Origin of the sequence: Streptomyces sp. NPDC001868, assembly GCF_040297125.1 — a bacterium.
In the GTDB taxonomy this organism is placed as follows: Bacteria; Actinomycetota; Actinomycetes; order Streptomycetales; family Streptomycetaceae; genus Streptomyces.
This window is the reverse complement of the sequence record NZ_JBEOYO010000007.1, coordinates 168,923-183,939: the sequence shown is the minus strand read 5'-3', so window position 1 is coordinate 183,939 and position 15,017 is coordinate 168,923. Positions and strand designations below refer to the sequence as shown.

14 protein-coding genes are annotated in these 15,017 nt (G+C 72.8%); 9 read left to right on the top strand and 5 right to left on the bottom strand.

Translation table 11 applies throughout. The annotated features are described in order from the left end of the window. The first annotated feature begins 41 nt into the window (after positions 1–41). From ABT147_RS11410 to ABT147_RS11390, 5 genes are all read left to right on the top strand, one after another. On the top strand, positions 42–2,213 hold the full coding sequence (locus tag ABT147_RS11410) for a hypothetical protein (RefSeq protein ID WP_502983071.1): 2,172 nt from the start codon (positions 42–44) through the stop codon (positions 2,211–2,213). Between the two features lie 466 nt (positions 2,214–2,679). Continuing rightward, positions 2,680–3,621, top strand: coding sequence for an ABC transporter ATP-binding protein (locus ABT147_RS11405; protein WP_502983070.1), 942 nt, complete (start codon positions 2,680–2,682; stop codon positions 3,619–3,621). Continuing rightward, on the top strand, positions 3,618–4,358 hold the full coding sequence (locus ABT147_RS11400; protein ID WP_351404380.1) for an ABC transporter permease: 741 nt from the start codon (positions 3,618–3,620) through the stop codon (positions 4,356–4,358). The genes ABT147_RS11405 and ABT147_RS11400 overlap by 4 nt, the downstream gene beginning before the upstream one ends. Further along, complete coding sequence (locus ABT147_RS11395; RefSeq protein WP_351404378.1) at positions 4,355–5,536, top strand: sensor histidine kinase; 1,182 nt, start codon at positions 4,355–4,357, stop codon at positions 5,534–5,536. Before ABT147_RS11400 ends, ABT147_RS11395 begins: the two co-directional genes overlap by 4 nt. Continuing rightward, entirely contained in the window at positions 5,533–6,147 is a 615-nt protein-coding gene (locus tag ABT147_RS11390; RefSeq protein WP_351404376.1) for a response regulator, read from the top strand. Before ABT147_RS11395 ends, ABT147_RS11390 begins: the two co-directional genes overlap by 4 nt. Positions 6,148–6,258: 111 nt before the next feature. Here the strand turns inward: ABT147_RS11390 and ABT147_RS11385 are convergent, their stop codons facing one another. Further along, positions 6,259–7,131 carry a transglutaminase-like and tetratricopeptide repeat-containing protein gene (locus tag ABT147_RS11385; RefSeq protein WP_351404374.1) on the bottom strand — a complete coding sequence of 291 codons (873 nt, stop codon included), beginning with the start codon at positions 7,129–7,131 and terminating at the stop codon, positions 6,259–6,261. Further along, the gene (locus ABT147_RS11380) at positions 7,128–8,249 is read right to left on the bottom strand and encodes a GNAT family N-acetyltransferase (protein ID WP_351404372.1); all 1,122 of its coding nucleotides are present in this window, start codon (positions 8,247–8,249) and stop codon (positions 7,128–7,130) included. The genes ABT147_RS11385 and ABT147_RS11380 overlap by 4 nt, the downstream gene beginning before the upstream one ends. A gap of 140 nt (positions 8,250–8,389) precedes the next feature. Here ABT147_RS11380 and fdxA point away from each other — a divergent pair, with 140 nt between their 5' ends. Beyond that, positions 8,390–8,707 (top strand): ferredoxin, encoded by a 318-nt coding sequence (gene fdxA, locus ABT147_RS11375; RefSeq protein WP_086754973.1) that lies wholly within the window; start codon positions 8,390–8,392, stop codon positions 8,705–8,707. A 137-nt stretch (positions 8,708–8,844) separates the two neighbouring features. Next, complete coding sequence (locus ABT147_RS11370) at positions 8,845–9,945, top strand: bifunctional succinyldiaminopimelate transaminase/glutamate-prephenate aminotransferase (protein ID WP_351404369.1); 1,101 nt, start codon at positions 8,845–8,847, stop codon at positions 9,943–9,945. 202 nt (positions 9,946–10,147) lie between these two features. Here ABT147_RS11370 and ABT147_RS11365 read toward each other — a convergent pair whose 3' ends face one another. Both ABT147_RS11365 and ABT147_RS11360 read right to left on the bottom strand, forming a co-directional pair. After that, on the bottom strand, positions 10,148–10,561 hold the full coding sequence (locus tag ABT147_RS11365; protein WP_351404367.1) for an ATP-binding protein: 414 nt from the start codon (positions 10,559–10,561) through the stop codon (positions 10,148–10,150). A 312-nt stretch (positions 10,562–10,873) separates the two neighbouring features. Beyond that, positions 10,874–11,884, bottom strand: coding sequence for a VldE C-terminal domain-containing protein (locus ABT147_RS11360; protein WP_502983069.1), 1,011 nt, complete (start codon positions 11,882–11,884; stop codon positions 10,874–10,876). 118 nt (positions 11,885–12,002) lie between these two features. Between ABT147_RS11360 and dapE the strand changes: the two genes are divergently transcribed. Then, positions 12,003–13,082, top strand: a complete 1,080-nt coding sequence (dapE, locus tag ABT147_RS11355; protein ID WP_351404363.1) for a succinyl-diaminopimelate desuccinylase — start codon at positions 12,003–12,005, stop codon at positions 13,080–13,082. 106 nt (positions 13,083–13,188) lie between these two features. Beyond that, on the top strand, positions 13,189–13,947 hold the full coding sequence (locus tag ABT147_RS11350) for an LOG family protein (protein ID WP_351404361.1): 759 nt from the start codon (positions 13,189–13,191) through the stop codon (positions 13,945–13,947). 179 nt (positions 13,948–14,126) lie between these two features. On the opposite strand, the gene folP is transcribed toward ABT147_RS11350, so the two are convergent. Continuing rightward, positions 14,127–14,987 carry a dihydropteroate synthase gene (gene folP, locus ABT147_RS11345; protein WP_351404359.1) on the bottom strand — a complete coding sequence of 287 codons (861 nt, stop codon included), beginning with the start codon at positions 14,985–14,987 and terminating at the stop codon, positions 14,127–14,129. Positions 14,988–15,017: the final 30 nt, after the last annotated feature.

Genomic DNA, 15,017 nt, shown 5'->3' with positions numbered 1-15,017 from the left:
GAGGTAGTGACGGGCGGCGGAGCAAACCGGGAGAACCTGCCTTGAGTCGTGAAACTGACACTTCGTCCTCCGGGGCCAATGGGCGCGGCAGCACCGCGTACCCGTCGGGGACACCGCCGTACGGCACGCCCATGGCCACCGAGGCCGGCGCCGACGCGGCCCGGTCGGGCGCGGGCGAGCGACCGGACGGACCCAAGACCGAGACCACGCTGACGACGCGCGTCCGGATCAACATCCCCGGGTCGCGTCCGATCCCGCCGGTCGTCGTCCGCAAGCCGGTCGGCGACGGCGAGGGCGCCGCGGACGACACCGGGTCGGTGTCGGAGACCACCGGCACCACGGCCATGCCCGTGTTCACGGAGCCCCCGGCTCCCGCGCCGGAGCCCGCCGGGCCCGCCGACGACAAGCCCACCAGCGACTGGTTCGCGCCCCGCCGCGGTTCCACCCCGCCCCCGAAGGGCGCGGGCGGCGGCCCGAGCAACGGCGCCGGGTTCTCCACCGGCACGATGGGCGGCCCGGGCTCCGGCGCGCCGGGCGGCCCCGGTGCGGGCGGCACGGGCGGTCAGGGGGGCTCCGGCGGCCCCGGCGGCGCGCAGCCCGGTGGTCCGCGCCCCGGCGTCGGCGCCAGGCCCGGCGGGACGAACGGCGCCGGACTGCCCGGCGCGACCGGCGGCCAGCCGGTCGCCCCCGGCCACGGCGGCGGCACCGGCTCCTTCGACGTCTCCGCCGCGCTGGCCGGCACCAAGCCCGAGCGCGACGACCTGCCGTACTTCTCCGACAACGGCGGCCACCCCGGCGGCCCGAACGGCCGCTCCGGTCCGGCGGGCCCCACCGGCGGCCCCGTCACCGGCGACAGCCCGCTCGGCCCGCCGCCCGGCCAGGGCGGTTCCGGCAACCCCGGCTACCAGGGCAACCCCTTCGGCCCCGACGCCGACTTCTCCGCCCCGCCCGCCGCCTCCGGTGGCTACGCCCGCCCCGGCGGCGGTCTCAGCGACGACACCGCGGTCCTCACCCCGCAGCGGCCCGCCCCCGAGCCGGGCACCCCGGGCTACGGCGGCCCCGGCCCCCTCGTCGACAACCCCTCCGGGCACACCCTGACCAGCGGTATCCCGGTCGTGCCCCCCGGCACCCAGGGCACACCGTTCGGCGCGGACGGCCCCGACGGCGCGGTACGCCACACCCCGCCGAAGCTGCCCGACCCCGGCCCGCAGCAGCAGAAGTCCGGCCCGGCGAAGAACACGAAGTCCGCCAAGCCGGCCAAGAAGAAGGGCCGCGGCAAGCTCGGCCTGCTCGTCGGCGGTGTGGTGGTCCTCGGCGGCGGTGTCTACGGCGCCGGGCTGCTGATGAACCACTCCGACGTCCCCAAGGGCACCACCGTCCTCGGCGTCGACATCGGCGGCGGCACCCGTGACGAGGCCGTCAACAAGCTCGACCAGGCCTTCGGCAAGAGCACGAACGAGGCGCTGAAGCTCACCGTCGACGGCGAGACCGTCTCCCTCAAGCCCGACCAGGCCGGACTCCAGTTCGACAAGCAGGCCACGGTCAGCGCCGCCGCCGTCAGCGACTACAACCCGGTCTCCGTGATCGGCTCGCTCTTCGGCCAGGAGCGCGTGGTCGAGCCCGTCATGCCCGTCGACGAGGAGAAGCTGGAGGCCGCCCTGCGGCGCGCGGCCGGCGGCGCCGGCACGGCGAGCGACGGCACCGTCAAGTACGAGGCCGGCAAGGCCGTCGCCGTCTACGGCAAGGCGGGCAAGGGCATCGCCGTCGACCAGTCCACCGACGCGGTCGAGAAGGCCTACCGCACCCAGGTCGAGACCGGCGAGGTCGCGGCGGTCGAGCTCCCGACCACCACGAAGGAGCCGTCGGTCGGGAAGGCCGAGGTCGACCGGTTCATGAAGGAGTTCGCGGAGCCGGCGATGTCCGCCAACGTCGTCGTGCAGACGAACCCCGCGAGCAGCGTCCCGCTCCCCATGAGCCCCGAGAACTCCCTGTGGAAGTTCCTGACCGTCAAGGCCGTCGACGGCAAACTCGTCGACTCCTACGACGAGAAGGCCCTCAAGGACCTCTACGGCAGCACCTTCGACGACGTCCGCATCACCCGGGGCAACGGCGAGAAGACCCCGGTCACCGTCCAGGACGTCTACGGCGCCCTCCGCCAGGCCCTCAAGAGCAAGACGGACCGCACAGCGGTAATCGAAACAAACCCGAACTAAACACCGCCAGACCACCACCGGTGCGGACCGCCGCCCGTTGCCCGGGTTGCGGGTTGCGGGGCGGTGGGGGTGTCGGGCAGCCGTCCGTAGTCAGCTGCCGGCGGTCGCGTGGCGGGGGTGCTGAGGCGCCGTACGTACTCGGCCGCGGGCAGCCGCTCGGCCGGGGTGCCGCTCAGCTGTCCCCGCTCCGCCGCGCGGCACTCGCGCGGCTGAAGTGTCGCGCTGCCCCGCCCGCCCCGACCCCACCGCGGGCAGTCGTGCCGCTGGGGCGGCACGGGTGGGTGCGGCGGCACCCTGCGAGCGCCGGTGAGCGAAACCCGCCTCCGTCCGGCACGGCAAGGGGCACCAGCCGCACGGCCGGGTGCCCCCTCGCCGTAGGCGAAGGTGTCACCGTCCCGGGTATGACTTCTGTCATCCCGGGTTCAGGACCCCCGACACTGCCGAGGGCACCCCCGGCCCGCCGACGATGGTGCGTATGACGACCACGACGACGGCCACCCACACCACGGTGGCGGGATTCGACAACGTGACGAAGGCGTACGGCGACGTCCGGGCCGTGGACGGCCTGACGCTCGCCCTCCACCCCGGCGAGACCGTGGCCCTGCTGGGCCCGAACGGCGCGGGCAAGTCCACCGCCCTGGACCTGCTGCTGGGCCTCAAGAACGCCGACAGCGGCACGGTCACCGTCTTCGGCACCACCCCGCGCGAGGCGATCGTCGCCGGCCGCGTGGGCGCGATGTTGCAGAGCGGCGGCCTGATGGACGAGGTCACGGTCACCGAACTGGTCCGCCTCGCCTGCGACCTGCACCCGAGGCCGTACCCGGTCTCCGACGTCCTCGCCCGCGCCGGCATCACCCAGATCGCCGGCCGCAAGGTCGACAAGCTCTCCGGCGGCCAGGCCCAGCGCGTCCGCTTCGCCCTCGCCACCGCGGGTGACAGCGACCTGATCGTCCTGGACGAGCCCACCACCGGCATGGACGTCACCACCCGCCAGGCGTTCTGGGCCACCATGCGCGAACAGGCCGACCGGGGCCGCACCGTCCTCTTCGCCACCCACTACCTCGAAGAGGCCGACGCCATCGCCGACCGCGTGCTCGTCCTGCACCGGGGCCGCCTGCTGGCCGACGGCACGGCGGCCGAGATCAAGGCCAAGGCGGGCGCCCGCAGGATCTCCTTCGACCTGCCCGACGGCCCGGCCGACGAGGCTCGCCTGCGCGGCCTCCCCTTCCTCGCCACACTCGACGTGTCCGGCCGTACCGTCCGCATCCGGTCCACCGATGCCGACGCGACCGTCCACGCCCTGTACGGCCTCGGCTTCCACCCCCGCAATCTCGAAGTCACCGGCCTCGGCCTGGAGCAGGCCTTCGTCGCGATCACGGCCGCCGAGGAGGCGAAGCAGAAGTCATGAACAGCCTGATCAAGCTGGAGCTGGTCCGAGCCCTGCGCAACCGCAAGGCCATGTTCTTCTCAGTGCTCTACCCTTCGCTGCTGTTCCTGCTGATCGCGGGCAACGCGAGCAGCACCGAGAAGCTCGGCGACACCGGTCTGACCCTGCCGACCTACATGATGGTCTCCATGGCTTCCTTCGGCGCCCTGACGGCCGTCCTGATGGGCAACAGCGAACGCATCGCCAGGGAGCGCGAGGGCGGCTGGGTACGGCAGTTGCGGCTCACCACGCTGCCGGGGCGCGGCTATGTCCTCGCGAAGACCGCGAGCGCGGCCGTGGTCAGCCTGCCGTCCATCGTGATCGTCTTCGTGGTGGCCGCCGCCGTGAAGGACGTACGCCTGGACGCCTGGCAGTGGCTCGCCCTGACCGGCGGGATCTGGGCCGGCAGCCTCGTCTTCGCCGCGCTCGGCGTCGCCCTCGGCTATCTCGCCACCGGCGACGCGGTCCGACCGATCACGATGATCGTCTACTTCGGCCTGTCGATGCTCGGCGGCCTGTGGATGCCGACGACGACGTTCCCCGGATGGCTGCAGGACATCTCCCGGTGGGTGCCCACCCACGCGTACGCCTCCCTCGGCCAGGCCATCGAGCAGAGCCGGACCCCGCACACCCAGGACCTCGTCATCCTGGCCGTCTCCTTCGCCGTGTTCGCGGGCGGCGCGGCCTGGCTCTACCGGAAGGACACGCTGAAGGCGTGAGCGGCGTCGGCATCGGGCAGCGCCCGGAGAACCGCAGACAGAGGGCGATCAAGTTCCTCTGGACCGGGATCTGGCTCGCCTATCTGAGCGCCCCCGTCAGCGACCTGCTGGAGGGGGGCCACAGCGACGGCGTCGTCGTCCTCGGCTGGATCGGCCTGGTCGCCTTCGTCACCTGGTACTTCGTCCTGATCTTCCGCACCGGCCGCCGCGACACCACCCCGATGGTGCTCGGCGCGCTCGCCGTCCTCGCCGCCCAGTCCTCGCTCCTCGCCCTCAGCCTCGGCCGTGAGTGGCTCGTCCTCTTCGTCTACGTGTCGGTCGCGTCCGGCGCGGCCCTCCCGCCACGGCTCGCCCGCCTCACGATCCCGGCGGTGTCGGCCCTGCTCACCGGCATCGCCCTCGCCGTACCGGGCGGCGAGGCCTACCTCGCCTCCCTGCTCCTCCCGGCCCTCCTCGGCGGCTTCGCCATGACCGGCGTACGCGAACTCGTGCGGACGACGCGGGAACTGCGCGAGGCCAGGGCGACGGTCGCCCAGCTGGCCGCGAACGAGGAGCGCCTGCGCCTCGCCCGCGATCTGCACGACCTCCTCGGCCACTCCCTCTCCCTGATCACGCTCAAGAGCGAACTGGCGGGCCGCATGCTCCCCGGCCACCCGGACAAGGCGGCCCAGCAGATCGCCGACATCGAACAGGTCAGCCGTCAGGCCCTGGTGGACGTCCGCGAGGCCGTCACCGGCTACCGGCGCCCCCGCCTCGGCGCGGAACTCGCGGGCGCCCGCGACGCGTTGACGGCGGCCGGCATCGCCGCCGAACTGCCCGCCGACCCCGGCTCCGCCCTCACCGACGTGTCCGAGGACATCGAGTCCGCCCTCGCCTGGGCCCTGCGCGAGGCCGTCACCAACGTCGTACGGCACAGCGGCGCCCGCCGCTGCACGGTGGACCTGGTCCGCCGCCAGACCCTCGACGGCCCGATGCTCGAACTGACCGTGGACGACGACGGAACGGGCACCCCGGCCGTCGCCCCCGGCGAGGCCGGCGGCAGCGGTCTGGCGGGCCTCACCGAACGGCTGGAGCAGGTGGGCGGAACCCTTGTGGCGGGCCGCTCCCGGCACGGTTTCCGCCTGCTGGCCAGGGCCCCCGCCACGCCCCCGGACCCGGACGTAGGATCCGGCGCATGACCCGCACGATCAAGGTCCTGCTCGCCGAGGACCAGTCCATGGTCCGCGAGGCCCTGGCCGCCCTGCTCGGCCTGGAGGACGACATCGAGGTCGTGGCCCAGGTGGCACGCGGCGACGAGGTCCTGGCCGCCGCCCGCGCCCACGACGTCGACGTGGCCCTCCTCGACATCGAGATGCCGGGCGCGACGGGCATCGAAGCCGCCGCCGAGGTCCACCGGGCCCTCCCGGCCGTGAAACTGGTCGTCCTCACCACCTTCGGCCGCCCCGGCTACCTCCGCGGCGCCATGGAGGCCGGCGCCGACGCCTTCCTGGTCAAGGACGCCCCCGCCGCCCAACTCGCGGACGCGGTACGGAGAGTCCTGGCGGGCGAGCGTGTCATCGACCCCACCCTCGCGGCAGCGGCCCTGGCCGAGGGCGCGAACCCCCTGACGGACCGGGAACGCGAGGTCCTCCGAGCGGCGGCCGACGGCTCGACGAACGCCGAACTGGCCAAGGCCCTCCACCTCTCCCAGGGCACGGTCCGCAACTACCTGTCGACGGCGATCCACAAGTTGGCCGTCCGCAACAGAACGGAAGCAGTCCGCACAGCAAGGGAAAAGGGCTGGCTGTAACCGCCGGGGCAGGGCGGCAGGCTCAAGGGGCGCGGGGAACTGCGCGACCAGCCACGAACCACCCGTACCCGCCCGACAACAGGCCCCCCACGGCGATCAGGCGCCCTGCCCTCAATTCAGCAGAGCCCGCGCAGCAGAAGCCTGCCGCCGCACCTTCTCCGCCGCCCCCGCGTCCACCCCACCCACCACCTCGGCATACTCCTCCAACGCGGCGGCGCCCCGCACATACTCCCCCCGCTGCACCAGCAACCGCGCCCACTCGTACCGCAACCGCGCCGGATGCGAAGGCATCGCCAGCGACAACTCCAGCGCCCACAACGCGACATCCGTCCGCTCGGGCCGGGCGGCGGCCCACGCCCGCACGTTGTTGAGAACCCGCACCACCACGTCCATCGGATCCGCGGGAGTCAGCATCCCGGGATCCAGCGGAGCCCCCGTCGCCCCCGCGACCAACAGCTCCGCATCACTCCCGGTCAACACCCGCCCCCCGTCGAACGGATCGGCGAGCACCTGCTCCTCGGGCGGCCCGAACCCCACCACGAAGTGCCCCGGCAGCGCGACCCCGTACACGGGAGCCCCCGCCCGCCGGGCCACCTCCATCCACACCACGGACAGCAGGATCGGCAGCCCCCGCCGCCGTACGAGCACCTGATGCAGCAGTGACGACTCCAGGCGCTGATAGTCGCCGGGGGAGCCGCGGAACCCGTGCCGCTCACCGAGGAGTTCGGCCGTCGCGACCGCCCAGGCGCGGGGCCCGCCGGGCCGGTACGGCATCAGCCCGGCCAGCCGGTCGAGTTCGATCTCGGCGGCGTCGAGACCCGCGTCGTCGAGCGAAGCGTCGCCCGCCGCCCCCACCAGCAGACACAGCAGGGCCAGGTCGGGCCGCTCGGCCCGTGCCGCCTCCGCGAACCGCCGCCGCACCTCGGCGGCCCGCTCCGGCTCGGGAGGACAGGGACCCGGCAGGGCGGACTGGTGCCCGCTCATGACGCCCCACGCGGCCGCGAGCCGCCGCCGAAGCCCTCGACCGCACGCTCGGGCTCCGGACCGCCGTGACCCCGCTCCGCCTGCCGACCGCCGTGACCACCCGCCGGCTCCCGGCCGTCGTGACCCCGCTCCGGCTCCCGGTAGTGGTGATACGAGTGATGCGCCGCGAACCCCATGCCCTCGTACAACGCCCGCGCCCCCGAGTTGTCCGTCTCCACCTGCAGCCAGCCGGCCGAGGCGCCCTCGTCCAGCGCCCGCCGCCCCAGCGCGGCCATCACGGTCGTGGCGAGCCCCCGCCGCCGCTGGGCGGGATCGACCTCGACGGCCGAGAACCCGGCCCACCGCCCGTCCACGACGCACCGCCCGATCGCGGCGGGACCCTCGCCCTCGGCCCCCGGCACGGTCGCGAACCACACCGACGGCCCGCTCCCGAGCACCTTCAGCGCGACCTCGCCGAGCCCCTTGCGCTGATAGCGGCCGAGCCACGCCTCGTCCGCCGTCCGGGACAGCCCGACCCCGGCCGTCTCCCGGTCCGCGACCGGCGCGAGCGCCCCGATCCACAGCTCGGCGGTGACGTCACGGACCCAGCCGCGGTCCTCGACCTCGGCGCACAGCAACTCCTGGGTGCCCTCGGCGCCCGTGGCCAGCTGGAGGAACGCGGGCAGCCCCCGGGCCGCGTACCAGCCGCGTACGGCCGTCAGCGCCTCGTCCAGGGGCATCCCGGGATCGCCCAGCGGCAGCACCGAGTTGGCGCGGCGGGTGAACCCGGCGGCGGCCCGCAGCTCCCACTCGCCGAGCCGTTCCCGCTCGACCGGCTGCCAGCCCCGCGCGGAGACGTGCGCCAGTTCCGCGTACGAGGCGGCGGGGCCGCGTCGGCGGGCGGGGGCGGCGGGCACGGTCTTCCCCGCCACCAGCGACGACTCCTCGATCCGTACCCGCTCCCCGTTCCGCCGGGTGATCAGCAGGACACCGTCGTCCCATGATGTGAGAACACCAACCGTGTCGGTGAATTTCCCACCCCCGGCGGCATCCTCGTCCACCCGCCGCACCGACACACGTTTGCCCACGTCAGCGGCGGAGACACGGATCTCCAGACGTCCACCGGCAGAGATTTCCACAGGTCCGTCCACCCCTCCTGTTCGGATCATGCCCCGGAACGGAGATACTAGGTGCGGGCATCGACGACGCCGCGCTCCCGCGCGCCAGGCGGCGGAGCCTGAGGAGGCCCGCCAGCGCCCTATCGAGGAGGAACGACAGCGTGACCTACGTCATCGCGCAGCCTTGTGTCGACGTCAAGGACAAGGCGTGCATCGAGGAGTGCCCGGTCGACTGCATCTACGAGGGGCAGCGATCCCTCTACATCCACCCGGATGAATGCGTCGACTGCGGTGCCTGCGAGCCGGTGTGCCCGGTCGAGGCGATCTTCTACGAGGACGACACTCCGGAGGAGTGGAAGGACTACTACAAGGCGAACGTCGAGTTCTTCGACGAGCTCGGCTCGCCCGGTGGTGCCAGCAAGCTCGGTCTGATCGAGCGTGACCACCCCTTCGTCGCCGGACTGCCGCCGCAGGCCTGAGAGCGACGCCGCGGGCCCGGGGCACGGCCCCTGCGGCCAGCATCCGCGCCGCCTCGGTCCCGTACGGCCCGATCATCTTGATCGCCGTACGGGGCCGAGGCGTTCGCCGTACGAGCCGAGAAAGTGAGCCAGATCCCGTGTCCGCAGTCAGCGACCGCCTCCCCACCTTCCCCTGGGACAAGCTGGAGCCGTACAAGGCGACGGCCGCCGCTCACCCCGGTGGCATCGTCGACCTCTCCGTCGGCACCCCGGTCGACCCGGTGCCCGACCTGATCCAGAAAGCGCTGGTCGCGGCGGCGGACTCACCGGGCTACCCGACCGTCTGGGGCACCGTCGAGCTGCGCGACGCGATCACGGGCTGGCTGGAGCGCCGCCTCGGCGCCCGTGACGTCACCCACCACCACGTCCTGCCGATCGTCGGCTCCAAGGAACTGGTCGCCTGGCTCCCCACCCAGCTGGGCCTGGGCCCCGGCGACCGGGTCGCGTACCCGCGCCTGGCCTACCCGACGTACGAGGTGGGCGCCCGCCTCGCCCGCGCCGACCACGAGGTCTACGACGACCCGACGGCCCTGGACCCGGCCGGCCTCAAGCTCCTCTGGCTGAACTCACCCTCGAACCCCACCGGCAAGGTCCTCTCCAAGGCCGAGCTGACCCGGACCGTCGCCTGGGCCCGCGAGCACGGCGTCCTGCTCTTCTCCGACGAGTGCTACCTGGAGCTCGGCTGGGAAGCTGACCCGGTCTCGGTCCTCCACCCGGACGTGAACGGCGGCTCGTACGAGGGCATCGTCGCCGTCCACTCCCTCTCGAAGCGGTCCAACCTGGCGGGCTACCGCGCGGCCTTCCTCGCCGGCGACCCGGCCGTCCTCGGCCCCCTCCTGCAGATCCGCAAGCACGGCGGCATGATGACCTCGGCCCCCACCCAGGCCGCCGTCGTCGCCGCCCTCGGGGACGACGCCCACGTGCAGGAACAGCGCGCCCGCTACACGGCCCGCCGCACGGCCCTGCGCGAAGCCCTGGTCTCCCACGGCTTCCGCATCGAACACAGCGAAGCCAGCCTCTACCTCTGGGCCACCCGAGGCGAATCCTGCTGGACCACCGTCGCCCACCTCGCCAACCTCGGCATCCTCGTAGCCCCCGGCGACTTCTACGGCCCCGCAGGCGCCCACCACGTACGCGTGGCCCTCACAGCGACGGACGAACGGGTGGCGGCAGCGGCAGCCCGCCTCCAGCAGGCGTAGCGAGGCCTGCTCGTATCCCTACCCCTGTGGGCAATCGTTCCGCAGGGCGATGGGGGCACCTCCCGCTCGAGCGAAGCCGAGAGTGGGGGAGGGTGGGCACAGCCGACAGCGCCGGGCGCCGAACGAAGCAAGAGCCCAGCTGCACGAAACCCGAAGGGGCCCGGGGAAAACCCCGGACCCCTTCGATCGGCTGGACCAGGCGTCAGCCGAGCGGGCTCTGCGCCGGCAGCTGCCCCGTGGGAAGCCCACCCTTCGTCGCCGTCTTGGACGTGTCACCCAACACGGTCCCGGCAGACCCCGCGGCCTCCCCGGCGGCCTTCTGCGCGACGGGCGTCGTCGTCTTGACGGCCTTCCCGCCGGTCTTGCTCACGGTCGGCAGCGTCTGCTTGGCCGCCTTGGTGCCGGCGTCACTCGCGACCCCGGTGACGTTCTGCGTCGCGCCGTCCACGGTGGTGCCGGCGTTCGCCCCGTCCACGGCGGACAGGCCGCTGAGGTTCGGGGTGGCCGGAAGTTCGGGCGCCGCACTCGCGGAGCCGGCCGCACCGACCACGGAGGCCGCTCCCGCTGCGGTCAGCAGCGCGGCACGGGCGATCCGGCGGGTCAGGGGGAGGGACATGGTGCTCCTTAGACGGAAGAGAACGTTGAAGTGTCCGACCGTGCCCGGGAGTTGATCGTTCCGGGCTCGGACGCAGTGACTACCGCTCGAAGCCCTCGAAGGTTGCGGCGACCGAATGTAAAGAGTTCGCAATGCGTCGCATTATCAAATCCGGATTCAGTCGGACAAACGCCGCCCGGTCCGAAAGTCTGCAGAATCCTTACGGCCCGGTGCGCCCAAGGGATCCCGTGAGGTGGGGGTGAGCAGGTGAAAACCTGCGCACCCCGTCCACCCGACGCGCCGCGCATACCCCGCACGGGTGAGCCGCGCGGTCTACTGTCCAGTGACGATTCGGACCTCGGTGGTGGAATCCGCGGGAGCGCCCGCCGTGCCCTTGGCCTTGCGCCACGCACCGGCCCGGCCCTCGGCGACCCACTCCCGGCCCGCGTACGTGACGCGCTCGACGCCCAGCCGGGAGGAGTTGGCCACGGCCCAGTGCGCCAGCTCCCAGCCGCGCTGCCGGACCTGGCCGGCGTCCCCGGCGCCCTTGAGGGGGACGGTGACGGTGCCGGCGACGGGGGAGACGCTCGGGCTCGGCGTCGGGCTCGCCTGGGCGGGGGCGCCGTTCTCGGTGCTGACGACCGCCCCGGCGGCCTCGAACGCGTCGTCCCCGAAGTCCCGCGCGAGCGCGCTGCGCACCGCGCTCGGGCCGCCCGCGTAGGCGGTCCCGGTGCCGGTCGTGTCCCGGCGGCCCTCGCAGGTCAGCGTGGCCGCCGACCGCCCGGTCAGCGCGGCGGCGAGCAGGGTGGCGTCGGGCTCGTGCTTGGCGTACGCCTCCGGGTAGCCGCTGCGCTGCACCCGCTGGGCGGCCACCGTCAGCGGCAGCTGCTCGTAGTCGTCGACCTTCACGAGATGCTCGTAGAACTCGCCCGCCGAGTACACCGGATCCTGGATCTGCTGCTCGGTGCCCCAGCCCTGCGACGGCCGCTGCTGGAAGAGTCCGAGGGAGTCCCGGTCGCCGTGCGCGATGTTGCGCAGGCCCGACTCCTGGAGCGCGGTCGCCAGCGCGATCGTCACGGCCCGCTCGGGCAGCTCACGCGAGGTGCCGACCGCCGAGATCGTCGCCGCGTTCGCCGCCTGCTCGGGCGTGAACTCGTACGACGTCTTGTCGTCCGTCCCGGACACGACCACACAGCGCGGTGTGCCGTTCCCTCCGGTCAGATACTGCACGGTGAGATACGCCCCGATCGCGGCGAGCACGACGAAAGCCGCCATGAACTGCAGCACACGACGGCCGCGACGGCGGGGACGGGGACCTGGGGGGAAGGGGTACGGCTCTGACACGCGGTCCAAGGTACTGGAGAGTAATGGCCGTCGTGCAGGAGTTGTGAACATGGGTGCGGGAGGGACCGGATCCGCCGGCCGGGCGGCCCCGCCCCGTCGGCGCGTTAGGGTCGGGGACATGGCCGAGACCCCCATTGACCTCACGCTGGACGCCGCGCGGCTGACCGCGCAGCTCGTCGACTTCCCCTCCGAGAGCGGCACCGAGAAGCCCCTCGCGGACGCGATCGAGAGCGCCCTGCGCGCCCTGCCGCACCTCACGGTCGACCGGTTCGGCAACAACATCGTCGCCCGTACGAACCTGGGCCGGGCGGAGCGCGTGATCCTGGCCGGCCACATCGACACGGTTCCCATCGCGGAGAACGTCCCCTCCCGCCTCGACGAGGACGGCGTGCTGTGGGGCTGCGGCACCTGCGACATGAAGTCCGGCGTCGCGGTCCAGCTGCGCATCGCGGCCACGGTCCCGGCCCCCAACCGCGACCTGACCTTCGTCTTCTACGACAACGAGGAGGTCGCCGCGGACCTGAACGGCCTGAAGCACGTCTCCGAGGCCCACCCCGAGTGGCTGGAGGGGGACTTCGCGGTCCTCCTGGAGCCCACGAACGGCGAGGTCGAGGGCGGCTGCCAGGGCACCCTGCGGGTCCTGCTGACGACCAAGGGCGAGCGCGCCCACTCGGCCCGGGGCTGGATGGGCTCCAACGCCATCCACACGGCGGCCCCGATCCTGGCGAAGCTGGCGGCCTACGAGCCCCGCTACCCGGTGATCGACGGCCTGGAGTACCGCGAGGGCCTGAACGCGGTCGGTATCTCGGGCGGTGTCGCCGGCAATGTCATCCCCGACGCCTGCGTGGTCACGGTCAACTTCCGCTACGCGCCCGACCGTACGGAGGAGGAGGCCATCGCCCACGTCCGCGAGGTCTTCGCCGACTGCGGGGTCGAGGAGTTCGTCGTCGACGACCACAGCCCCGGCGCACTGCCCGGTCTGTCGCACCCGGCGGCCGAGGCCTTCATCGAGGCGGTCGGCGGCACCGCCCAGCCCAAGTACGGCTGGACGGACGTCTCCCGCTTCAGCGCACTCGGCGTCCCGGCCGTCAACTACGGCCCCGGCAACCCGCATCTGGCGCACCGGCGCGACGAGCGGGTCGACCCGGCGAAGATCCTGACGGGCGAGGAGCGCCTGAGGTCCTGGCTGACGGCCTGAAGCGCCGCCGGCGGGGGATCGCGTGGCGGACACGCTCACGTCCCCCGTCCGTAACCCGTATGGATCTACGCTGAGGTGAACCACCAGCACGGCGGAGGGAGCGGACATGGCGACCGGCAACCCCGAGGGCAAGAAGCAGCCACCGGACGAGCAGCGGCTGGGGCCGGTGCTGCGCAGACGTGGCCAGGTTCAGGCGAGCACGACGGACCAGCGGCTGCTGGACGCGGGCGGTCCCTCGGACTGGGTCCACACGGATCCCTGGCGGGTCCTGCGCATCCAGTCGGAGTTCATCGAGGGCTTCGGCACCCTCGCCGAACTCCCGCCCGCGATCAGCGTCTTCGGCTCCGCCCGCACACCGGCCGGCTCACCGGAGTACGAGGCGGGCGTCCGCCTCGGCCGGGGGCTGGTGGAGGCAGGCTTCGCCGTCATCACCGGCGGCGGCCCGGGCGCGATGGAGGCGGCCAACAAGGGCGCCCTCGAAGCGGGCGGCATGTCCGTCGGCCTCGGCATCGAGCTCCCCTTCGAACAGGGCCTCAACCCGTACGTCGACATCGGCCTCAACTTCCGCTACTTCTTCGTCCGGAAGATGATGTTCGTCAAGTACGCCCAGGGCTTCGTGGTCCTCCCCGGCGGCCTCGGCACCCTCGACGAACTTTTCGAGGCCCTCACCCTCGTCCAGACCCAGAAGGTCACCCGCTTCCCCATCGTCCTCTTCGGCGAGTCCTACTGGGGCGGCCTCGTCGACTGGCTCTCCAACACCCTCATCGCCCAGGGCAAGGCATCGGAAAAGGACCTGACCCTCTTCCACGTGACGGACGACGTGGACGAGGCGGTCGCCCTGGTCTCGAAGGAGGCGGGCAGGTAACCATCGGGCTGACCCCCGCGCCCCCGTTTTTCGGGGGGCGCGGGGAACTGCGCGATCGACCCCCACGAACCCGCACCCGTCCACCCACCCGAAGTCCCGAGTCGGCAGGCGGGGGGTCAAAGGGGCACAGCACAGCCCCTTGAGGACGGGACGGGTAGGGGCGGCGGGGTCGAAAAAATCTAGGCCAGCCCCCGCCGGGCCACGGCCGGCCCCCGCCACCCCGCGATGGCCCCCACCATCTCCACCACCTGCCGAGTCTCCGCGACCTCATGCACCCGATACACCTGAGCCCCCAGCCAGGCCGAGACAGCGGTGGTCGCCAACGTCCCCACCACCCGCTCCTTCACCGGCCTGTCCAGCGTCTCGCCCACGAAGTCCTTGTTGGACAACGACACCAACACCGGCCACCCCGTGGCGACCATCTCCCCCAGTCGCCGAGTCGCCTCAAGACCGTGCCGCGTGTTCTTCCCGAAGTCGTGCCCCGGATCGATCATCACCGACTCCCGAGGCACCCCCAGCGAGACCGCCCGCTCGGCCAGCCCCACGGTCACCCGCAGAATGTCGGCCATCACATCGTCGTACGCGACCCGATGCGGCCGCGTACGAGGCTCCGCCCCACCCGCGTGCGTACACACCAGCCCCACCCGATACCGCGCGGCGACCTCCGCGAGCCGGGGATCGACCCCGCCCCACGCGTCGTTCAGCAGATCCGCCCCGGCCTCGCACACGGCCTCACCGACCTCGTGCCGCCAGGTGTCGACGCTGATGACCACATCGGGAAACCGCCGCCGCACCTCCGCGACGAACCCCACGGTCCGCCGCGCCTCCTCCGCCGCGGTCACCTCCTCGCCGGGCCCGGCCTTCACCCCGCCGATGTCGATGACGGCCGCGCCGTCGGCTACCGCCTGCTCCACACGCGCGAGCGCCGGCTCGTCCCGGAAAGTGGCCCCCTGGTCGTAGAACGAGTCCGGGGTCCGGTTCACGATCGCCATGATCACCGGCTCGTGCGGGCCGAATTCCCGCTTGCCCAGCCTGAGCATCCGCTGTGACCTCTCCCAGTACGTCCCGTC

Bases quoted from the DNA above. Each gene is read 5' to 3' on its own strand.
- ABT147_RS11390 (WP_351404376.1), top strand. From the start codon at position 5,533: ATGACCCGCACGATCAAGGTCCTGCTCGCCGAGGACCAGTCCATGGTC.
- ABT147_RS11350 (WP_351404361.1), top strand. From the start codon at position 13,189: ATGGCGACCGGCAACCCCGAGGGCAAGAAGCAGCCACCGGACGAGCAG.
- ABT147_RS11405 (WP_502983070.1), top strand. From the start codon at position 2,680: ATGGTGCGTATGACGACCACGACGACGGCCACCCACACCACGGTGGCG.
- dapE (WP_351404363.1), top strand. From the start codon at position 12,003: ATGGCCGAGACCCCCATTGACCTCACGCTGGACGCCGCGCGGCTGACC.
- folP (WP_351404359.1), bottom strand. From the start codon at position 14,987: ATGCTCAGGCTGGGCAAGCGGGAATTCGGCCCGCACGAGCCGGTGATC.
- ABT147_RS11385 (WP_351404374.1), bottom strand. From the start codon at position 7,131: ATGAGCGGGCACCAGTCCGCCCTGCCGGGTCCCTGTCCTCCCGAGCCG.
- ABT147_RS11400 (WP_351404380.1), top strand. From the start codon at position 3,618: ATGAACAGCCTGATCAAGCTGGAGCTGGTCCGAGCCCTGCGCAACCGC.
- ABT147_RS11365 (WP_351404367.1), bottom strand. From the start codon at position 10,561: ATGTCCCTCCCCCTGACCCGCCGGATCGCCCGTGCCGCGCTGCTGACC.